The 22007-nt window shown below is 40.6% G+C and carries 19 protein-coding genes and 3 pseudogenes; 16 read left to right on the top strand and 6 right to left on the bottom strand.

Annotated features, from left to right (window positions below; all coding sequences use genetic code 11):
* Positions 1-161 precede the first annotated feature (161 nt).
* Complete coding sequence (locus K6V48_RS10010; protein WP_014727478.1) at positions 162-842, bottom strand: IS6-like element ISS1N family transposase; 681 nt, start codon at positions 840-842, stop codon at positions 162-164.
* 60 nt (positions 843-902) lie between these two features.
* On the opposite strand from K6V48_RS10010, the gene K6V48_RS10015 reads away from it, so the two are divergent.
* The 3 genes from K6V48_RS10015 (at position 903) to K6V48_RS10025 (ending at position 3394) form a co-directional block, all read left to right on the top strand.
* The gene (locus K6V48_RS10015) at positions 903-1148 is read left to right on the top strand and encodes a hypothetical protein (protein ID WP_171989991.1); all 246 of its coding nucleotides are present in this window, start codon (positions 903-905) and stop codon (positions 1146-1148) included.
* 139 nt (positions 1149-1287) lie between these two features.
* Entirely contained in the window at positions 1288-2181 is an 894-nt protein-coding gene (locus K6V48_RS10020) for an ABC transporter ATP-binding protein (protein WP_099421352.1), read from the top strand.
* Positions 2174-3394, top strand: coding sequence for an ABC transporter permease (locus tag K6V48_RS10025; RefSeq protein WP_171989992.1), 1221 nt, complete (start codon positions 2174-2176; stop codon positions 3392-3394). Before K6V48_RS10020 ends, K6V48_RS10025 begins: the two co-directional genes overlap by 8 nt.
* A 283-nt stretch (positions 3395-3677) precedes the next feature.
* Here the strand turns inward: K6V48_RS10025 and K6V48_RS10030 are convergent.
* The 4 genes and pseudogenes from K6V48_RS10030 to K6V48_RS10045 form a co-directional block, all read right to left on the bottom strand.
* Positions 3678-3878 (bottom strand): annotated as a pseudogene (locus K6V48_RS10030) (transposase); the annotation flags it as partial.
* Between the two features lies 1 nt (position 3879).
* A pseudogene (locus K6V48_RS10035) lies at positions 3880-4257 on the bottom strand (transposase); the annotation flags it as partial.
* Positions 4258-4300: 43 nt separating this feature from the next.
* Positions 4301-5047 carry a class I SAM-dependent methyltransferase gene (locus tag K6V48_RS10040; protein WP_171989993.1) on the bottom strand — a complete coding sequence of 249 codons (747 nt, stop codon included), beginning with the start codon at positions 5045-5047 and terminating at the stop codon, positions 4301-4303.
* Between the two features lie 95 nt (positions 5048-5142).
* Positions 5143-5292, bottom strand: coding sequence for a histidinol dehydrogenase (locus tag K6V48_RS10045; protein ID WP_239604522.1), 150 nt, complete (start codon positions 5290-5292; stop codon positions 5143-5145).
* A gap of 66 nt (positions 5293-5358) precedes the next feature.
* On the opposite strand from K6V48_RS10045, the pseudogene K6V48_RS10050 reads away from it, so the two are divergent.
* From K6V48_RS10050 to K6V48_RS10090, 9 genes and pseudogenes are all read left to right on the top strand, one after another.
* Positions 5359-5676, top strand: a pseudogene (locus tag K6V48_RS10050) (IS982 family transposase); the annotation flags it as partial.
* 958 nt (positions 5677-6634) lie between these two features.
* Positions 6635-7105 (top strand): ribosome maturation factor RimP, encoded by a 471-nt coding sequence (gene rimP, locus K6V48_RS10055; RefSeq protein ID WP_222369459.1) that lies wholly within the window; start codon positions 6635-6637, stop codon positions 7103-7105.
* Between the two features lie 86 nt (positions 7106-7191).
* Positions 7192-8334 carry a transcription termination factor NusA gene (nusA, locus tag K6V48_RS10060; protein WP_172038834.1) on the top strand — a complete coding sequence of 381 codons (1143 nt, stop codon included), beginning with the start codon at positions 7192-7194 and terminating at the stop codon, positions 8332-8334.
* 16 nt (positions 8335-8350) lie between these two features.
* Complete coding sequence (rnpM, locus tag K6V48_RS10065) at positions 8351-8647, top strand: RNase P modulator RnpM (RefSeq protein WP_024396619.1); 297 nt, start codon at positions 8351-8353, stop codon at positions 8645-8647.
* A complete protein-coding gene (locus K6V48_RS10070) occupies positions 8604-8942 on the top strand; it encodes a YlxQ-related RNA-binding protein (RefSeq protein WP_222369461.1) in 339 nt (112 codons plus the stop codon). Before rnpM ends, K6V48_RS10070 begins: the two co-directional genes overlap by 44 nt.
* Before the next feature lie 17 nt (positions 8943-8959).
* Complete coding sequence (gene infB, locus K6V48_RS10075; RefSeq protein WP_222369463.1) at positions 8960-11773, top strand: translation initiation factor IF-2; 2814 nt, start codon at positions 8960-8962, stop codon at positions 11771-11773.
* A gap of 133 nt (positions 11774-11906) precedes the next feature.
* The gene (gene rbfA, locus K6V48_RS10080) at positions 11907-12260 is read left to right on the top strand and encodes a 30S ribosome-binding factor RbfA (RefSeq protein WP_024379497.1); all 354 of its coding nucleotides are present in this window, start codon (positions 11907-11909) and stop codon (positions 12258-12260) included.
* 587 nt (positions 12261-12847) lie between these two features.
* Entirely contained in the window at positions 12848-13537 is a 690-nt protein-coding gene (locus K6V48_RS10085) for a colicin lysis protein (RefSeq protein WP_222369465.1), read from the top strand.
* Positions 13538-13706: 169 nt separating this feature from the next.
* Entirely contained in the window at positions 13707-14873 is a 1167-nt protein-coding gene (locus K6V48_RS10090) for a carbohydrate-binding domain-containing protein (RefSeq protein WP_222369467.1), read from the top strand.
* 43 nt (positions 14874-14916) lie between these two features.
* Here the strand turns inward: K6V48_RS10090 and K6V48_RS10095 are convergent, their stop codons facing one another.
* Complete coding sequence (locus tag K6V48_RS10095; RefSeq protein WP_172038837.1) at positions 14917-15576, bottom strand: trimeric intracellular cation channel family protein; 660 nt, start codon at positions 15574-15576, stop codon at positions 14917-14919.
* 234 nt (positions 15577-15810) lie between these two features.
* Here K6V48_RS10095 and K6V48_RS10100 point away from each other — a divergent pair, with 234 nt between their 5' ends.
* From K6V48_RS10100 to lpdA, 4 genes are all read left to right on the top strand, one after another.
* Complete coding sequence (locus K6V48_RS10100; protein ID WP_024391508.1) at positions 15811-16779, top strand: thiamine pyrophosphate-dependent dehydrogenase E1 component subunit alpha; 969 nt, start codon at positions 15811-15813, stop codon at positions 16777-16779.
* Between the two features lie 423 nt (positions 16780-17202).
* The gene (locus tag K6V48_RS10105) at positions 17203-18198 is read left to right on the top strand and encodes an alpha-ketoacid dehydrogenase subunit beta (protein WP_222369469.1); all 996 of its coding nucleotides are present in this window, start codon (positions 17203-17205) and stop codon (positions 18196-18198) included.
* 233 nt (positions 18199-18431) lie between these two features.
* Positions 18432-19814 carry a dihydrolipoamide acetyltransferase gene (locus K6V48_RS10110; protein ID WP_222369470.1) on the top strand — a complete coding sequence of 461 codons (1383 nt, stop codon included), beginning with the start codon at positions 18432-18434 and terminating at the stop codon, positions 19812-19814.
* 269 nt (positions 19815-20083) lie between these two features.
* Entirely contained in the window at positions 20084-21844 is a 1761-nt protein-coding gene (lpdA, locus tag K6V48_RS10115; RefSeq protein WP_222369472.1) for a dihydrolipoyl dehydrogenase, read from the top strand.
* Positions 21845-22007 lie beyond the last annotated feature (163 nt).

A 22007-nucleotide genomic window follows, 5' to 3' on the forward strand; every position in this document is an offset into this window, starting at 1 on the left:
TCTTCAAGAATGAGTTTTACTGCAGAATTTTTAAATTGTTTATCGAATTTTCTTCTTGCCATAATAAACCTTTCCACGATTTCTCTTAACTTTGTGTCTAGTTTATTATAACCTTTCCAAAGTTTGAAAATCAAACGAGCCCTCTCTGAACTCCAAATATCTTAGGCTGGTATTCCCATTAATACCTTGATTTCAGTAGACACCGAAAAGCCGAAGAGCGTTCCATTTCTTCGGTTCTTTTTATATATTCCTCGAAGGGTCTCCATGCCCTTAATCGTGGAAGAGGCTGTACGGAGACTTTGATAAAATTTATTCCGTCGTTTAATAGGTCGATGGTCTTGTTCTATTAAATTGTTAAGATACTTCACAGTTCGGTGCTCTGTCTTAGTATATAAACCCACACTCTGTAACTTTCTAAAGGCTGATCCAAGAGAAGGTGCTTTATCGGTCACAATTGCTTTCGGCTCACCAAACTGTTTATGGAGTCGTTTTAAGAAAGCATAGGCTGCTTGCGTATCCCGTTTCTTTCGTAACCAGATATCTAAGGTTAGGCCGTCCGCATCAATTGCACGATAAAGATAATGCCAACGTCCCTTAATTTTGATATAGGTTTCGTCCATTTTCCATGAATAGAAGGATTGTCTATTTTTCTTCTTCCAAAGATAATAGAGGACTTTGCTGTACTCTTGCACCCAACGATAAATCGTAGTATGACAAACATTTATTCCACGATCATATAACAATTCCTGAACTTCACGATAGCTTAGATTGTAACGCAGGTAGTAACCAACAGCGACAATAATGACGTCTTTTTTGAATTGTTTGCCTTTAAAATGATTCATTACTCTGTCCTCTCTGTCTTTTTTCTCAATTTTACACTAAAATAGATTTTTTGGAAAACTTTGCAACAGAACCGACAGGTTAAAAGCCCCGAAAAATTGCATGCCAAAAGAATTGAAGCAACAGATGAACGTAAAAAACAAAGTCATCAACAGGCTTTGTCACATATTGGCCTTGTATCGCTGATTTTATGTTGTGGTATCGTTATATTTTCAATAAATGAGGAAACAGTGATCATACCAGTGGCTTACATTGTTGGTTTACTCGCACTGTTTGTCCTCTATCTTGCCTATCGCATCAGAAAATAAGAGGATCAGCCAGTTAAAGTCTGGTATCTTCAGAAAATTGTGATAAAATTGAATTGTTATTATAAGTATTCAAATGATCAGTAGGGGGATGGCCTTGTGTTGGCGTTGCTAAGCAACTAGAGTTAAGAGGAGAGTAGATGTGTTAAAACTAGAAAACCTCACCAAACAATTTGGTGATAAAATCGCTGTTGATCAGCTAGACATGACCGTCAAACCGGGCGAGATTATGGGGCTGATTGGTCAAAATGGTGCTGGGAAGACGACAACTTTTCGGATGATTTTGGACTTTATTAAACCGGATAGCGGTCAGATTACGTGGCAGGGCGCGCCCATTACTCAGGAGATTAAGCAAAAAATAGGCTTTCTACCTGAAGAGCGTGGCCTTTATCAAAAATTGACGATTGAAGAACAAATCTTGTATTTTGCTGAACTCCATGGCATGAAACGGGCTGAGGCAAGAGATGAGCTCGTGCGCTGGATGGACAAGTTAGAAGTTGTCGGAAAAATTACAGACAAGGTGCAGACCCTTTCCAAAGGGAACGCCCAAAAAGTACAGTTCATCGCGACCTTGATTCACCGCCCTGATTTTCTGATTTTGGATGAACCTTTTACAGGCCTTGACCCAGTCAATACCAGTCTCCTGATGTCGGAAATCAAAACGCTCAAGGCAAATGGTGCAGCGATTATTTTCTCCAGTCATAATATGAGTGGGGTAGAGTTGCTCAGTGATCAGTTAACCATGCTCAAAAAAGGTAAAGTTGTCTTGCAAGGCGACATTTATGGGATTCGGGATAGTTTTGGGCGCACCCAAATCTATGTTGAAAGTGATGTGCCAGATGCGGATTTGTCAGCCATTTCAGGTGTTGAGACGATTGAGAAACAAGGTGCTGGCCGGATGATTCATGTCAATGATGCAGCTGTTGGTCATGAGATTTTCACACGCGTGAGTCAATCTGGCTATGTCCAAGCTTTTGTTCAAGCGCCACCAACGCTCGATGAAATTTTCCGTAAGGAGGTCGCTGAAAATGTTTAAACAAATGAAATTAGTCGCGGGTCAAGTTTACCGGACAAAAATTAAGACACCGAGTTTCTGGTTGACGGTGTTGACGCCACTCTTATTGCCATTGGTTGGGTTAATCATTGGTTTCGTAATTGCTAAGACGAGTGATGATTCACCGGCGCGATTGGCTGTTGTTGACAATGCAGCTCTGGTTCAAACCCTTAAAACCGATAAAGTCTTAGACGCTAAAATCTCAGCCGTGGCAGATGTTAAAACGGCTAAGCAAAAGATACTGGATGAGAAAATAGATGGCTATCTCGTCAAAGAAGATGGCAAATATACCTTAGTGGCGTCGACGGATAGCACGACAAAATTCAATGAGACGACGGTTAAAACCGCCTTGTCGCAGATTGAACTAGCAGAAAAAGCCACGCATCTTAAATTAAGTCCTGAGGAATTGATCAGTCTGCAAACGCCTGCTGATCTGACCATGAAAACCCTGAGCAAAAAAGGGGAATCTAGTGGGGGTGAGGCTAAAAATGCGGCCAATTCTCTCGTTTCTGTTGGTGTGGCCATCGTTATATTCATGTTGCTGATGATTTACTCTAATATGTTGGCGCAAGAGATTGCCAATGAAAAATCCAATCGGATTATGGAGACCTTGCTAGCAGCAACCAGCACCAAAGTCCAATATTTTGGTAAAATCCTAGGGATTGGTTTATTGGTTCTGACCCATATCGTTTTTTATGTCATCTTAGGGGTGGCTGCAGCCATTGCCCTAAAAGGCAACGACATGGTCGAAAGCGTCAAGGGCATGGTCGGTGGCGTCGATATGAGTTTCTTGGTCTATGCGGTCTTGATGTTGATCGTGGGACTCATGGCTTACCTCTTCTTGACAGCGATTATCGCTAGTTTGGTTAATGACCAAAGTCAGGTTCAGCAAGCCATCGCGCCGATTTCTTATCTTTCTTTGGTTGGCTATATGGCCAGTATTTTTGGGGCCAATGTACCCAATAATATCGTGATCAAAATCTTGAGTTATCTGCCTTTTGTTTCGCCAACCTTGATGCCGGGCCGTTTGGCCATGGAAATGTCGACGTTGACACAAGCTTATATCGCGCTGGCCTTGCAGCTGGTTGCGCTTGTGTTCGTGGCCAAATTCGGCGAACATATTTACGCCAAGAATGTTTTAAGTTATTCCGATGAAAAAATCTTTAAGCAATTTATTCAAAATCTTAAAAAATAAGCAAAATCCCTGTGACAAACGGGGATTTTTTGCGTGTATATAAGTGAGGTGAAAATATGAATTGGCAAACAATAATCGCACAGTTAAAAGAACACGTGAAACTCGTGATTGGCATCGGGCTTATCCTGATTTTGGGCGTCTTTTTTTAGGGCACCTCTAATAACTACCAATTAATTCACCTCTAAATGAAATTAGAAAAAAACACAGAAAACTAAGCATAGTCTACTGTGTTTTTCTTTATGTTACAGACGCCGCTTGACTGTTTATTCTTATTTTAGACAGATTACCGCCATGTTTTGAGATTTAAACGTTTAACTTGTTCGTACCTCAATAAGTTATAAGTCAGATTTGTAAGGTCAGTATTTAAAACAGCTCGATCGAATCCAATAGAACGTAAACTAGAACCATGCATTGAATTTTCAACAAAGCCAAATACATGTTCAATACGGACACGTATTTTCGAAATGATTTTATTAAACATTTTAGCCTGATTCACTGACTAAAGCATGACATTTACAGCCATAAAAGTACTGACCTTTGGTAGCATTGTAGCCAATATTTGCATAGTCGCCCAAAACTTTGCTTCTAAAATTACGAATCGGCTGACACAAAGGAATGGGAAAGCTGTCAATAATAGACACATCAATCCCTTCAACTTCTTTAAAGACGAGAGCTTGGCGAATGAGTTGAATACTCGGTAAGAGTGCATTACAACGACGAACAAAGCGAGAATATTCTAGAAAATTAGGGAATAGACTTTGAGCCAATTGGTGCTTTGCTTTAAGTGTTTCACTAAAATGAAGCACTCCCCACAGGTAACAAGTAATCACTAAACAGTCAGATGTTGCATGATGGAAAGTTCGATTTGTGTTTCTTTGGTCTTACGCGTGATGTGTGATATGCGTGTCATAACAGATTCTCCTTAGTTTTTTTAAATATCAAATGATGTAATCGTGCGACTGGATACAGCGTTTGGTCTTTCGCTACTTTTTGTTCTAACTTAAGCATGGGTTGATACCAGTTGTCTGTTTCTTTGATTTCTGCGTTTTGTGAAATACCGTAAAAATGACGAATTCCAAATTTTTCTTGGAGTTTCAGTTTGTAATTTGCCACAAAATCTGTCAGCCAATCATCGTCATAAACTAGGATATCGCCGTGGTTGTGAGAAGCGACAGATTCATTTTCATAAACATCAAGCGCTGCCTGCGGATTATCACGTCCTGCTGCCATTTCTATCATGCTACCGTACTTACTGTGCTTGACAATAGAAAGCGTGCCGCCATCTGTCAAAAGTGGCAAGAGTAATTCCAACACGACTTTTCGGTCAGGGACGTATTCTAGGACATTGTGAATGAGAATTACGTCGTAACGCTCATTTTTAACAGTTTCTGCAAAGTCGTCAAAAGTTCCTGTCAACTGACGAAAAGTTTGGTCAGACATCATCTCGAGTTTTTCTACGTCAGGCTCATAGCCCGTGACTTCAAATCCCTGTTCCATCAAAAATGTTTCAGTCCGACCAAATCCAGAGCCGAAACTCAGAATTTTTGAATCTTTTGTCAAATTTGGTAGGAGCTGTGGAAAAAGTAAGTCATAGAACATCCGACCCCATGGTTTTTCGAAAACTTCTGCGTAATAATTTTCTTGTTTTGTCATGTTTTTCTACCTACTATTTTTCTTATTCAATATTTTAAAATCCATGTGGTTCCTCACGCCTTGACCAATAAATTTTGAAAATCTTGTCTCAAGTATTACATTTCATCAAATCTCACAGAAATTGATTTAGCATGAGCCGTCAATCCTTCTGATTTTGCAAATGTCTCAACATCCTCTTTAAAGTCAGCCAAAACTTCTTTAGGATAATAGCTATAAGTTGAACCCGAATTGCTAGTTAATTTCATTGGAAAATAAATAAGTCGTGCTATCCTAATCTTAAGCCACTAAGCATTAGAAAGCGCACGACTTATATGACTTATAATAGCACACTTCCAAAAGTTTTTGTTTATTTACTGACAACCATTGAGACGCTTTATCAAACGAGTGTTCCCCTTGAGGTTCAAAACCGAAAGAACGTCCATCTCGCAACATCAGATTGCTTAGTTATCGCTTGTTACCTGTGGGGCGTACTGCATTTTAGTGAAACGCTTAAAGCTAAGCACCAATTGGCCCAAAGTTTATTTCCTAATTTCCTAGAATATTCTCGCTTTGTCCGCCGTTGTAATGCCCTCTTACCGAGTATCCAAGTCATTCGCCAAGCACTCGTCTTTAAAGAGGTTGAAGGAATTAGATGTTTGCTCTATATAAAATACCATCATTACTTTTGAAAGTAGAGATGGTGCTATGTTTTATTAATTTAATCACAGTTGTTGCGACATAGGGCAGATTTATGATATATCTGACTCGCATTAGTTTATTTTCTAGAAAAATTTACCCTATTTAGTTGAAACTTTGTAAATAATTGGTAGTTAATAGTGACTTGATTAAAGGTATTTGAGCTAGTTTAGTTAGTAGGTTCGACAAACCAAGTCTTAAGAAATGAAGTATCCATAACTAGGGTTCTTGCCCCGAATTGGCCCCCAATTTTGAGGAAACATGAAGAATTTTAGTGACACTAAGTTATATTACTAATAATTAAGAATCCTTTAATAATGGGAATTAAGATGCTAAAGGAAGAACCAAGAATATTTAAATTATATTCAGCGAACAAAGCATAAAATTTCTGCGAAGAAATCTACGATTTCGAGCAATCGAAGCGTAATAGAACTCAAAAAGTTTATGATAAGGATTTTCGAAAGAAAATCCTTGTTTTTTATACAGTTAGCAATGGTATGAAAAACTTTTAATGTGAAATTGAGTATGTATTCGTGTCACCTAAACTAAAATTCGAATGCGGAACAAAGTACTACTAGCATTTGAAAGAGTTTGAATCTAATTTAATATTTTATATTAATTAGTTACAGAAAAAATTTAAAAATTCAATCAGGATGTGAATAATAGTAAGTTGCTATTTTCATTTCCATCGTTTTCCTTTACAAGTAATGAGAGATATGTTAGAATGATAGGAGTTAATAATGAGAAAGGGGGTTGGCGTCAGTCAACCCTTTCCCTATACACTGATTTCTACATGTAAATAGAAGGTGTTGTGTGTATATAGGGTGTGGTAAACAAGGAATATGGTTATCCAATGGTAGAGATGATTATTTGGAAACCTATTTCTACCTACTGCAGAAATAGGAGGTGTTTATGTCATCAATTATTGATTTGGTCACAGCAGCAATTACCCCCGCAATTCAAGCTCCGTATGAGTTGGTAGATGTGGAATATGGTAAGATGGGCGGTGACTATGTCCTATCTATTTTTGTCGATAAGGAGGGTGGAATTTCCCTTCAAGATACGGCAGATTTGTCAGAAGTCATTAGTCCAATTTTGGATACGATTAAGCCGGACCCATTTCCGGAGCAGTATATGTTGGAAGTAACAAGTCCAGGTTTGGAACGTCCTTTAAAAACGACAGATGCTGTTGAAAAGGCAGTTGGAAAGTACATCCATGTCAAACTCTATCAGGCAATTGATAAAATCAAGGTTTTCGAAGGGACTTTGCTCTCCTTTGATGGAACAGACCTGATTATGGAATATATGGATAAAACCCGCAAGAAGGAAGTGACGATTCCTTACCAGACGGTGGCAAAGGCCCGTTTGGCTGTCAAATTGTAATAGGTTGCGATACTCAATCGTATTAGAGTATCTTAATAGATTTTAGACTTTAAGAAAGGACCTTTTGAGCGCAAAAGGAAAACAACATGAGTAAAGAAATGCTAGAAGCCTTCCGTATTTTAGAGGAAGACATGGGTATTAACAAAGCGGACATCATTGATGCTGTAACTGAGTCACTTCGGTCAGCTTATAAACGCCGTTATGGCCAATCAGAGTCAGCGGTAATCGAATTTGACGAGAAAAAAGGTGACTTCCATGTATTTACTGTTCGTGAAGTAGTAGATGAGGTATTTGATAGCCGTTTGGAAATCAGTTTGAAAGATGCTTTAGCTATTTCATCTGCTTATGAAATGGGCGATAAAATTAAGTTTCAAGAGGATCCTGCTGAGTTTGGGCGTGTGGCTGCTCAATCAGCTAAACAAACCATCATGGAAAAAATGCGCAAACAAAAGCGTGCCATTACCTTCAATACCTACAAGCAACATGAAAATGAAATTATGTCAGGTACTGTGGAGCGTTTCGACAATCGTTTTATCTATGTCAATCTTGGTACGATTGAAGCACAATTGTCAAAACAGGATCAAATTCCTGGCGAAGTTTTCCAGTCACATGATCGTATTGAAGTCTTTGTATATAAGGTGGAAGACAATGGTCGTGGTGTGAACGTCTTTGTCAGTCGTAGCCATCCAGAAATGATCAAACGTCTCATGGAACAGGAAATTCCAGAAGTATACGATGGAACAGTTGAAATCATGAGTGTTGCTCGCGAAGCTGGAGATCGTACGAAAGTGGCCGTTCGTAGCCATAATCCAAACGTAGATGCTATTGGTACTATCGTTGGTCGTGGCGGTTCAAATATTAAGAAAATCACTAGCAAATTCCATCCAGCTCGTTATGATGCTAAGAATGACCGTATGATTCCTACTGAGGAAAATATTGATGTCATCGAGTGGGTAGCAGATGAAGCGGAATTTATCTACAATGCGCTTGCACCTGCTGAAGTTGATCAAGTATTGTTTGATACTGAAGATGGAAAACATGCGACAGTCGTTGTACCAGATGATAAGTTGTCATTGGCAATTGGTCGTCGTGGCCAGAACGTTCGTTTGGCAGCACATTTGACAGGATTCCGTATTGACATCAAGTCAGCATCAGAATATGAAGCATTTGAAGCTGAGCAATATGCGACGGATGAAGTTGTAGAAGAACTCACAGAAGAACAAGAATAAGGCAAAAGGAGCAACCATGGCAAAAGCTAGAAAAATACCCTTGCGCAAGTCTGTGGTGTCCGGTGAAATCATCGACAAACGGGATTTGCTCCGTATTGTAAAAAATAAAGAAGGCCAAGTATTTATCGATCCAACTGGCAAGGCAAATGGGCGTGGAGCCTATATTAAGCTCGATAATGAGGAAGCAATTCAGGCGAAAAAACGTCATGTTTTTGATCGTTCCTTTAGTATGGAAGTAGCTGAGGAGTTTTATGATGAGTTGATTGCCTATGTTGATCATAAGGTCAAGAGGAGAGAACTTGGACTCGAATAAGAGACAGAAAATCTTAAATTTATTGGGATTGGCGCAGCGTGCTGGTCGTCTCACCTCTGGTGAGGACTTGGTTGTTGAAGCTATCCAAAAAGGGCAGGCAAAATTGGTATTTTTAGCCAACGATGCAGCTGGAAATTTAAGCAAAAAAGTAACAGATAAAAGTCATACCTATCAAGTAGAAGTTGTAACAGTGTTTTCAACACTGGAATTGAGTGCAGCTATCGGCAAGGCTAGAAAAGTTCTTGCAGTGACAGACGCTGGATTTACAAAGAAGATGAGGTCTATTATGGAATAGAACAGGAGGACAAGGCATTGTCTAAGAAGAGATTGAATGAAATAGCCCGTGAATTAGGCGTAAGCAGTAAGGAAGTTGTTGCTAAGGCTCAAGAATTGGGGTTTGAAGTCAAAAGTCATGCTTCAAGCGTAGATGAAGCAAGTGCTAAACGCCTTGCAGAAAGCTTTGAGGGACAAAAATCAGAAGCAACTAAAGTTGCGGCAAAAGTTAGTAAGCCTGAGAAGGTTGATGAAACTCCAAAGGTGGAAACAGCTAAGGAAGCACAGCCAGTAGTAAAAGAAGAAGTTGCGGCTAGTGCAGTACAATCAGCTCCACATCGTCCACAGAGTCGTAACTTTAAAGCTGAGCGTGAAGCACGTGCTAAAGAACAAGCTGCTAGACGAGCTCAAGGCCAACAAGGAAAAGCAGGTCAACAAGCTAAGTACGGTCAAGATCGTCGTGATAACCGTCAACAAGGTCAGGGACGTTCAAACAATGAGCGAAATGATCGCCGCGACAATCGTCGTGACCAGCGTCCAGAAGAGCGGAAAGACAACCGATTTGGTGAACGCCGTGATAATCGTGCCAACCGTCGTCAGGACAACCGTTCAGGTCAGTCAGCTCGCTTTGAACAAAGAGAGGCTGCAAAACCAGCAGGACCTAAAATTGACTTCAAAGCACGTGCAGCAGCTCTAAAGGCAGAGCAAAATGCAGAATATGCTCGTACAAGTGAAGAACGTTTCCGTCAAGCTCAAGAAGCTAAGAAGCAACCGAAGAAACCAAAAGAAATTAAGTTCGAAGAACCAGTTGTAGAAAGTAAACCATTTGTGACACCTACACCTGTTGAATCGGTACCAGAGCCAGTAGCAGAATCTACTGTAGATACCCGTCGTAAGAAACAAGCTCGACCAAATAAAAAACGTGACTTTATTGGTGACGAAGAAGATGGTCCTAGAAAACAACAAAGAAATCGAAATAGTCAAAATCAAGTGAGAAATCAAAGAACAAGTAACTGGAATAACAACAAGAAAAATAAAAAAGGCAAGGCTAACCAACCTGCCAAACCTGTCACAGAACGCAAGTTCCACGAATTGCCAACCGAATTTGAATACACTGCTGGCATGACCGTCGCAGAAATTGCAAAACGAATCAAACGTGAACCTGCTGAAATTGTGAAAAAACTCTTCCTTATGGGAGTTATGGCGACTCAAAACCAATCTTTGGATGGAGATACTATCGAACTCCTCATGGTTGATTATGGTATTGAAGCGAAAGAAAAGGTAGAGATCGATAACGCAGATATCGAGCGTTTCTTCGTAGAAGAAGGCTATCTTAATGAGGATGCAATGACAGAACGTCCACCGGTAGTGACCATTATGGGACACGTTGACCATGGTAAAACAACCTTATTGGATACCCTGCGTAATTCTCGTGTGGCTACAGGGGAAGCTGGTGGTATCACACAGCATATCGGTGCCTACCAAATTGAGGAAGCTGGTAAGAAAATCACCTTCTTAGATACTCCAGGACACGCGGCCTTTACTTCTATGCGTGCGCGTGGTGCATCTGTTACAGACTTGACTATTCTAGTCGTTGCTGCAGATGATGGTGTTATGCCACAAACGATTGAAGCAATCAATCACTCAAAAGCTGCGAACGTTCCAATTATTGTTGCCATCAACAAGATTGATAAACCAGGTGCTAATCCTGAGCGTGTGATTGGTGAATTGGCAGAACATGGAGTTATTTCAACTGCATGGGGTGGTGAATCTGAATTTGTAGAAATCTCTGCCAAATTCAATCAAAATATTGATGAGTTGTTGGAAACAGTTCTGTTAGTTGCTGAAATTCAAGAACTGAAGGCAGATCCAACTGTACGCGCAATCGGTACAGTTATCGAAGCTCACTTGGATAAAGGAAAAGGTGCGGTTGCTACCCTACTAGTCCAACAAGGAACATTGAATGTGCAGGATCCAATTGTTGCAGGGAATACCTTTGGTCGTGTTCGTGCCATGACAAATGACCTTGGACGTCGTGTGAAGGTTGCTGGTCCATCTACACCTGTCTCTATCACAGGATTGAATGAAGCACCAATGGCTGGTGATCATTTTGCTGTCTATGAAGATGAGAAATCTGCTCGTGCAGCTGGTGAAGAACGTGCAAAACGTGCCCTTCTCAAACAACGTCAAGCAACACAACGTGTTAGTCTTGAAAACCTCTTTGATACACTTAAAGCAGGTGAAGTTAAGTCTGTTAATGTCATCATTAAAGCTGACGTACAGGGTTCTGTAGAAGCACTCGCATCATCACTTCAAAAAATTGAAGTAGAAGGTGTCAAAGTGAATATCGTCCATTCAGCAGTTGGTGCCATTAATGAATCAGATGTCACTTTGGCTGCGGCATCCAATGCGTTAATTATTGGTTTCAACGTTCGTCCAACCGCAGAAGCGCGTAGTCAAGCTGAAACTGACGATGTTGAAGTACGTCTTCATAGCATTATTTACAAGGTCATCGAAGAGATGGAAGATGCGATGAAAGGGATGCTTGATCCTGAATACGAAGAAAAAATCATTGGTGAAGCGATTGTACGTGAAACCTTTAAGGTATCTAAAGTTGGAACAATCGGTGGTTTCATGGTCGTTCGTGGTAAAGTTACCCGTGATTCAAGTGTTCGTGTTATTCGTGATGGAGTTGTTGTGTTCGACGGCCAATTAGCAAGCTTGAAGCATTATAAAGATGATGTGAAAGAAGTCGGTAATGCTCAAGAAGGTGGATTGATGATAGAAAATTACAATGACCTGAAAGTTGATGATACGATTGAAGCCTATATTATGGAAGAAATCAAAAAATAAGATCATTGAAGAACAGTTCATGATTTATTCATCTTGCTTTTTATAAGACTGAGCTTCTGCCTAGCCTCGTCTTACTTGGATTATTCAAGCTGAGGCAACTCAGCTTTTCTATCCTGTTAGAAAGGAAAAGAATATGGCAAATCATTTTCGTACAGACCGTGTTGGGATGGAAATCAAGCGTGAAGTCAATGAGATTTTACAAAAGAAAGTCCGCGATCCCCGTGTGCAAGGTGTAACCATCACTGATGTTCAGATGGTTGGTGATTTATCAATGGCCAAAGTGTACTACACAATCATGAGTAACTTGGCTTCCGACAATCAAAAAGCACAAACTGGTTTGGAAAAAGCAACTGGAACAATAAAAAGGGAACTTGGTCGCAAATTGACACTTTATAAGATTCCTGATTTGGTGTTTGAAAAAGATCAATCAATAGAGTATGGAAACAAAATTGATCAAATGCTTCGTGCTCTCGAACAGAAAGATTAAGAAAGTCGAATGGAAACATTCGGCTTTTTTGGACTCTATTGAAATGATTTCGACGACCTAAAATATTTGAAGGAAATTTAAATTGTTTGCCGACAACCATTTATACTCAATGAAAATCAAAATCAGACTTGCTCCAAAGGTTCGGGGAACCTTTGGAGGTTGGAAATAGGCGAACGTAGTTCGTTTCGCTCTGATGCAGGTTATTATTTTGTTTCAAGGTAACAGGCTGAAAGGTTCCATTGGAGCATTTCACTCATCAAATCAAGTCAACAACGCCTGATTTTGTTTTCGAAGAGTATTAGTCGAATTTTGTCCACTCTCCTCTCATCCATCAAGGTTTTTTATATTCGATTTTTTTTTTCAAAGAGTTAAAAATAGATTATTCGTACAATGGCATCCGACACTTTTTCTAAAAGTTGTCGTTCTAGTTTCTTTATGATTAAGTTATACTGGTAGCAATATAGTTGTAAATGTACACTTGATAGAGCATGGTTTCGGCTAATCGAGATGGGAGAAAAATGGTGAGCGTTTACAAGCTTTTCTAAAGATGGTATACTAATATAAAAGAGATTGCGTAGGAGGAAGTTATGAAAAAGTTTATTAGTCGTATAATGTTGGTGTCCACGGTTGTGTTATTAGCAGCATGTCAATCCACTCAGACCAAGGAAGATGAAACATCCAATACTAGTTCATCGAGCCAAGTTACAACTAGTTCGGACCAACAATCTACCCCAGAGTCTTCCTCAGAGCCTACATCTATTTCAGACTCACAAACAGAAGCCACTTCTACAAATACACAGACGATGCCGACAGTGTACCAGTCCGTTATCGATCGTTACCAAGCCAATTTAGGTCAGGTTTCTGAAGCGATTAATCAGGACGAGGTTAGTAGTTATCTAAGTTTACTGACGAGCCAAGGCCAAGAATACAGCGGAGCATTCTATAGCCTATACGATATTGATCAAGATGGTACAGAGGAATTACTCGTAGCTTTGAACAAATCTGGTGACTATATCCTCATTGATCTTTACACGCAGCTATCTGGGGAGAGTTTCCGTTTAGTAGATAATTTCCGAAATATTGGTTTTGAAATTGGCCCGGATGCCATTCTTCGTCCTTTACAGGATGGAACCTATTTATTTGAAGGGGGTGGAGTATACCGGATTTATCAGTACAATGCAATGATTCCAGGATTGAAACGGATTTCTGAATCGGATACTAATCCTGAAACATCCCCTTTACTTGATTTATCAAGTTTGCATTGGGTTAACTTATAGTGTAAAATAAGAATGGATAGAAGCTGGGGTTTCCAGCTTTTTTTTTATTTAAGTAGTACTTTAAGTTTTCTTTTGGTAATCTTTAATCTTTCTTTTAGGTAGGAAAGGTAAACTAAGAGCATATCAGGAAGGTATCCAAAACTTCCTAAGAAAGAAAAGGAATCTATTTATGAAAACAAATTTTAAAAAACTACTTTATTCAGGTGTCACGTTAATGAGTATCGGTGTCTTGGCGGCATGTTCATCAACTTCTAGTTCAACGACAACATCAAGTTCTGCAGCTACAAGTCAATCAAGTGCAGCAACTACTTCCAGCGATAGCACATCATCTGACTCAAGTTCATCATCATCTTCTATTGACTGGTCAGCCCTTCCTACTACAGAAGTAACGCTTTCAAATGATGGATTGAAAATAACGGAAGGTGGAACCTATATTCTAACAGGTTCAACAACTGCAGGTGTGACTGTTGAAACAGATGCCAATGTTCGAATTATTTTAGCAGGTGCCGAGATTTCAAGCTCAGATACTGCCGCAATCAATGTTATTAGTGCAGATAATGTTGAATTGGAACTTCAAGATGGAACGACAAACACTGTGAAAGATACGAGCAATCACACTGATACCAATATTGAAGGTGCCATTCATGTTGAGGCAGATTTAACCATTACGGGGAATGGTAGCCTGACAGTAGAAGGAAACTTCCAAGATGGTATTGTATCAACTGATGATTTGATTATTGATGCAGGAACTATCACTGTAACAGCAGTAGATGATGGTATCCGTGGTAAGGATTCATTGACAATCAATGGTGGAACAATCACTGTAACAGCAGGTGGAGATGGTATCAAGTCTACAAATGATACAGATACTAGCAAAGGTTATACAACTATCACAGGTGGTGAAATTACTGTAAAAGCAGTAGATGATGGTATCAAAGCAGAAACTGCCTTGACAATTGACGGCGGCACAATTACTGTACCAGAATCAGTAGAAGCCTTGGAAGGAACCAATATCACAATAAATGGTGGTACATTAGATGTTTACGGTTCAGATGATGCTATTAATGCGGCAAGTACAACGTCATCAGATATCTTTATCAAGGTAACTGGCGGTGACTTGAAAGTGGCTGTAGGTAGTGGGGATACGGATGCCTTTGATGCTAATGGAGATATCTATATCTCCGGAGGTACAATTGATGTAACAGCTCAATCTGCTTTTGACTTCGATGGAACTGCTGAATTGACAGGAGGTACTGTGACAGTTAACGGTGAGCAGATTACTCAAATCACAGCAACAGGACCAGGACCAGGTGCAGGTGGCCACGGTGGCTGGTAATTGATCGTCAAATTATAATAAAAAGGTCTGAGTTTTGAGAAACTCAGGCCTTTCGTTTTGTTTCCATGTTCGGAAGGTTAATTTTATATTTAATGACCAAAAGTCGAATGAGCAAAGCAAGGCTGAAGATGGTAATGAATACGGGAATTTGTGGCAATCTCCAATCCACAACACAGAGATGGTATAAGATACCAGAAAAGAGTGCTAACACAGCGTAGACATCTTCCTTTAGGACAATCGGTGTCTCATTGACTAATAAATCACGAGCGATTCCGCCACCAACTCCTGTTAGTGCTGCTAAAATACCACTCGTTACGGCATTTAGTTGAAGTTCAACTCCTGTACTTGCTCCAATAAGGGCAAAAATGGATAAACCGATGGCATCGAAGACCAAATTCGTTTGGGAAAGGAAATGAATCATCTTCTTATCAAGAGGTTTGTCCTGCTTTAGATTGATGACAATCAAGTACATCACAATAGCCACAACAAGAGATAAGTAGATGGCGGTCGGGTCGGTCAAGGCAGTAGGAATCCTATTTGCCATTGTATCACGAATGATACCACCACCAACGGCAGTAATGATGCTGAGGAGACTAATTCCAAAAATATCTAACTTTTTCTTGAAACCTTTTACTGCACCCGATACTGCAAAGGCAATTGTGCCAATATAGTTGCACATCATAAGAAACAAATCGAATTCCATAAGCACCTCCTTTTCTATATTAACAGAAAGGAAAATGACTGACAAGACTCTTTTTGAGTTTGTGAAAAAAGTTTCAAACGAGACGGTTAGTCATTTGTTGGAATTTGTGAAAAAACGCACGAAATAAAGGTTTTTCACGAAAATTTCTGCAAAAAGAAAACGGTTCAAATACTTGCCATTTGTGAAATATTGGTCTATCATAATACAGAAAGAGAAAAACCTTTGGAGGAAATTATGGTATCTATCTCAAAAGAACAACACTTGGATATGTTCTTGAAAATGCAACAGATTCGTGATGTTGATATGAAATTAAATAAATTGGTGCGTCGTGGCTTTGTACAAGGAATGACCCACTTCTCAGTTGGTGAAGAAGCAGCTGCTGTTGGACCAATCGTTGGTTTGACTGATCAAGATATTATCTTTTCACATCACCGTGGTCATGGTCATGTTATTGCAAAAGGTATTGACATCAACGGTATGATGGCTGAACTTGCTGGTAAGGCAACTGGTACATCCAAAGGCCGTGGTGGCTCCATGCACTTGGCCAATGTTGAAAAAGGAAACTTTGGTTCAAATGGTATCGTAGGTGGTGGCTATGCTCTTGCAGTAGGAGCGGCTCTCACACAGCAATACCTTGGGACAGATAATATCGTTATCGCCTTCTCAGGTGACTCAGCAACAAACGAAGGTTCATTCCATGAGTCAATGAACCTGGCGGCTGTCTGGAATTTACCAGTTATCTTCTTTATTACAAATAACAGATATGGTATCTCAACAGACATATCTTATTCAACAAAAATTCCTCACCTCTACCAACGTGCTGCAGCATACGGTATTCCAGGTCACTATGTTGAAGATGGCAATGACGTCATTGCTGTTTATGAAAAAATGCAAGAAGTAATTGAGTATGTTCGTGCAGGAAATGGCCCAGCGATGGTGGAGGTTGAATCTTATCGCTGGTTTGGACATTCGACAGCTGATGCCGGAGCCTACCGTACAAAAGAAGAAGTTGCAGCTTGGAAAGCAAAGGATCCACTTAAGAAATACCGTACATATTTGACTGAAAACAAGATTGCAACAGATGAAGAATTAGATGCAATTGAAACACAAGTCGCTGAACAAGTTGAGGCTGCTGTGAAATTTGCACAAGAAAGTCCAGATCCAGATATTTCAATCGCTTACGAAGACGTTTTTGTGGACTAAGTTGTGAGGTCGTCTAAAAAACGACTGAAAAATAGGGAACTGACACAGTGTGCTTGCACACAAGGAAGTTCGCACCTAAAGGTAGCCACATCCGTAATTCAGCTGAAGCTGAAACGGTTGCGTCTCTTTTTTCCGAGTTTTTAGACCGAACACAATTCTAAGGTGCCTCAAGCTGGGGCTATAAACAATTATAGTCTTTGAGTTTGCTTTTAGTACTAGGCAACGAGCCGCAGGCATAACTGAAGTTAGGCAAGGCGAGTTCAAACAATCCAGTGGAGTGTTTGAAGTTGGAAATAAGGAAACAGAGTTTCCTCTTACGTCGAAGTAATAAAAGAAAAACTAAATGACGAAACATTGTGGTAATTGATTGATTTTCATTAGTACAGTAAAAGTAAATTGATATAAGTAGGAGAAATTGTAAAAATGGCTGAAACAAAAGTAATGGCCTTGCGTGAAGCGATTAACTTGGCTCAGAGCGAAGAAATGCGTAAGGATGAAAAAGTATTCTTGATGGGGGAAGACGTCGGTATCTACGGCGGTGACTTCGGTACATCTGTTGGTATGTTGGACGAATTCGGTCCAAAACGTGTTCGCGATACGCCTATCTCTGAGGCTGCAATCGCTGGTTCTGCGGTTGGTGCGGCTCAAACAGGTCTTCGTCCAATCGTTGACTTGACGTTCATGGACTTCATCACAATTGCCCTTGATGCGATTGTTAACCAAGCAGCCAAAACCAACTATATGTTTGGTGGCGGTTTGAAAACACCCGTAACCTTCCGTGTGGCATCTGGTTCAGGTATCGGTTCAGCTGCACAGCACTCACAATCTCTTGAAGCTTGGTTGACTCACATTCCAGGTATCAAAGTTGTTGCACCTGGTACAGCTAACGATGCAAAAGGTCTTTTGAAATCATCTATCCTTGACAACAACCCAGTTATCTTCTTGGAACCAAAAGCTCTTTACGGTAAAAAAGAAGAAGTGAACTTGGATCCTGATTTCTACATTCCACTTGGTAAAGGCGAAATCAAACGTGAAGGTACTGATGTAACTATCATTTCATACGGTCGTATGTTGGAACGTGTTTTGAAAGCAGCTGAAGAAGTGGCTACAGAAGGCATCAGCGTAGAAGTGGTAGATCCACGTACCCTTATCCCATTGGATAAAGAATTAATCATCGAATCTGTGAAGAAAACTGGTAAGGTTATCTTGGTCAACGATGCTTACAAAACAGGTGGTTTCATCGGTGAAATCGCATCAATCATCACAGAAAGCGAAGCTTTTGACTACTTGGATGCACCGATCATCCGTATCGCTTCTGACGATGTACCAGTTCCTTACGCTAACATTCTTGAAAATGCAGTATTGCCAAACGTAGAGAAAATCAAAGCGGCAATTTATAAGCAAGTAAACAAGGGCTAAAGACAAAATGGAAGGACGGGCAACCGTCCTAACCCTGTTTGAAGGAATGTATGAAAAGAATTGACCTGGTTCAATGAATATCATTGGAGTCGGTTCTTTGATAACGTAAGAAATTGAGAGAAAGGAATTGAACCCGTTCGGAAAACTTGAAAATGAATGAATCGATTGAAAATCAATATTAGCTACGATTTCCTATATTCAATTGTTTTCTGTTCGGACTTGGTATTTAAAAAATGGCAGTAGAAATTATTATGCCTAAACTCGGTGTGGACATGCAAGAAGGTGAAATCATCGAGTGGAAAAAACAAGAGGGTGATTTCGTCAATGAAGGTGATGTTCTCTTGGAAATGATGTCTGACAAGACCAGCATGGAGTTGGAAGCAGAAGAGTCAGGTGTCCTATTGAAAATTATTCATGGCAACGGTGCAACTGTTCCTGTGACAGAAGTCATTGCCTACATCGGTGCAGAAGGTGAAACAGTTGAAGCAGGTAGTGCTCCTGCTGTTGAACCAGCTGCAGCGATTGAAGAAGTGCCAGCGGGCCGTACACCAGTGATTGTGGCACCTACTGCTGCAGCGAAACCACAAGGTGACGGCAAGGTGCGCGCAACTCCAGCGGCCCGTAAGTTAGCTGGGGAATTGGGCATTGATTTGGGTCTTGTTCCAGGAACTGGTGCAAATGGCCGTGTCCACAAGGCTGACGTAGAAGACTTCAAGGGTGCAGCTCCTAAGGCGACACCGCTCGCAGCCCGTATTGCAGCTGACCATGGTGTTGATTTGTCAACAATCACAGGAACGGGTGTCAATGGTAAAATTGTTAAGGAAGATGTACTTGCTGTTCTTGCTCCTGTAGAAGCAGAAGTTGTGGCTCCAGCTCCTAAAGTGGAAGAGAAACCAGCTAAAGAATTGCCAGAAGGCGTTGAAATCATTAAGATGAGCCCAATGCGTAAGGCGATTTCAAAAGGTATGGTCAACTCTTACTTGACTGCTCCAACCTTTACGCTTAATTACGATATCGACATGACCAACCTCATGGCGCTTCGTAAGCAAGTCCTTGAGCCAATTATGAATAAGACTGGTCTGAAAGTGACCTTTACAGACTTGATTGGTCTCGCGGTTGTTCGTACGTTGATGAAAGAAGAACACCGTTACATGAACGCTTCTTTGATTAACGATGCACAAGAAATCGAATTACACAAGTTTGTCAACCTTGGTATCGCAGTAGGTCTAGATGATGGCTTGGTGGTGCCAGTTGTTCATGGCGCAGATAAGATGAGCTTGTCTGAATTTGTTGTGGCATCAAAAGATGTTATCAAGAAAGCTCAATCTGGTAAGTTGAAGGGGGCTGAAATGTCAGGATCTACCTTCTCTATCACCAACTTGGGTATGTTTGGTACCAAAACCTTTAACCCAATTATCAACCAACCAAACTCAGCAATCCTTGGTGTAGCAGCAACTGTTCAAACTCCAGTAGTTATTGATGGTGAAATCAAAATCCGTCCAATTATGGCACTTTGCTTGACCATTGACCACCGTATCATTGATGGTATGAATGGTGCTAAGTTCATGGTTGACTTGAAGAACTTGCTGGAAAACCCATTGGAATTGTTGATCTGAGATAAGATGCAAAAGGCGTTAAGAAAACCGTATGAAAATAGGAAATCAACGATGTGCCTTGAGGCACGAGGCGATTTATCTTTTTCAATAGGTTTTTAGCCTGTGCTCAATTTGGTAAAGAGAAAAAATAAAGAAAGGATGTAGGACGAGTTCGTGACATTTGAACACGAACTAAATGCTTCGGAATTTAGATAGTCCGCCTCGGATGCAAGCATCCTACGTTGGACTCCTAAAATTCTGTCGCATTTGACGTTCTTTGTATCATAACTATGGCAATTGAAATTATTATGCCGAAACTTGGTGTAGACATGCAAGAAGGCGAAATCATCGAATGGAAAAAACAAGAGGGTGATTTTGTCAATGAAGGTGATGTTATCTTAGAGATGATGTCAGATAAAACAAGCATGGAGTTGGAAGCGGAAGAATCAGGTGTTCTTTTGAAAATCGTTCATGGTAACGGTGCAACAGTTCCTGTAACAGAAGTTATTGCTTACCTTGGTGCAGAAGGTGAAACAGTTGAGACTGGTGCTACACCGGCTCCAGCAGAAGTTGCACAAGCAACTGCTGACTTGAAAGCAGCTGGTTTGGAAGTGCCTGCAGCTCCTGCAGCAGCTCCACAAGCTCCTAAGGCTGAATTGGCAGCAGACGAGTACGATATGGTTGTTGTCGGTGGTGGTCCTGCTGGTTACTACGCCGCGATTCGTGGTGCCCAACTAGGTGGTAAAATTGCAATCGTTGAAAAATCAGAATTTGGTGGGACTTGCTTGAACAAAGGATGTATCCCAACTAAGACCTACCTCAAAAATGCTGAAATCCTTGACGGCTTGAAGATTGCAGCTGAACGTGGTATAAATCTTGCATCTACAAACTACACTGTAGATATGGATAAAACAGTTGACTTCAAGAACAAGGTTGTGAAGACTTTGACTGGTGGTGTAGCAGGTCTCTTGAAAGCCAACAAGGTAACCATCTTCAATGGTCTTGGACAAGTAAACCCTGACAAGACTGTTGTTATCGGCGACAAGGTCATCAAAGGTCGTAGCATCGTTCTTGCAACAGGTTCGAAAGTATCACGCATCAACATTCCAGGTATCGATTCTAAGTTGGTATTGACTTCTGATGATATCCTTGACTTGCGTGAAATTCCTAAGTCACTCACTGTTATGGGTGGTGGCGTAGTCGGTGTGGAACTTGGTTTGGTTTACGCGTCTTACGGTACTGAAGTAACAGTTGTTGAAATGGCTGACCGTATCATTCCAGGTATGGACCGCGAAGTGTCTGTTGAATTGCAAAAAGTCCTTTCTAAGAAAGGTATGAAATTCTTGACATCAGTTGGAGTATCTGAAATTGTTGAAGCCAACAACCAGTTGACCATCAAGTTGAACGATGGTTCAGAAATTATTTCTGAAAAAGCTCTTCTTTCAATTGGACGTGTACCTCAATTGGCTGGTCTTGAAAATCTTAACCTTGAGTTGGATCGCGGTCGTATCAAGGTCAATGCTTACCAAGAAACTTCTATCCCAGGAATTTATGCACCTGGTGACGTTAATGGTACTAAAATGTTGGCACACGCTGCTTACCGTATGGGTGAAGTTGCTGCTGAGAATGCTATCAACGGCAACCACCACAAGGCTAAATTGGACTTCACACCAGCAGCGGTTTACACACACCCTGAAATTGCTATGGTTGGTCTGACAGAAGACCAAGCAATCGAGAAATACGGTAAAGAAAATATCCTTATCGGTCGCAACAGCTTCACTGGTAACGGTCGTGCCATCGCTTCTAACGAAGCACACGGTTTCGTAAAAGTTATCGCTGATAAGAAATACCATGAAATCCTTGGTGTTCATATCATCGGTCCAGTTGCAGCTGAAATGATCAACGAAGCAGCAACTATCATGGAATCTGAATTGACTGTTGATGATGTGGCAGCTTCTATCCATGGTCACCCAACCTTCTCAGAGGTTATGTATGAAGCCTTCCTTGATGTGCTTGGTGTTGCAATCCACAACCCACCAAAACGGAAATAATATAATGAATCAAAAGAAAGTCCATGTGGCTTTCTTTTTTTTAAATTATGTGACTTTTAGTCCGTCACGCTCCGTAAGGTGCGTGACAAATAAACCACCCGCTATGCGGGTGCGCGACGAAGGTTATACCAAAAAAGAACTCCAAACGCGATACAATAAAGGT

The sequence above is a fragment of the Streptococcus suis genome (genome assembly GCF_019794555.1).
Lineage (GTDB): Bacteria > Bacillota > Bacilli > Lactobacillales > Streptococcaceae > Streptococcus > Streptococcus suis_AB.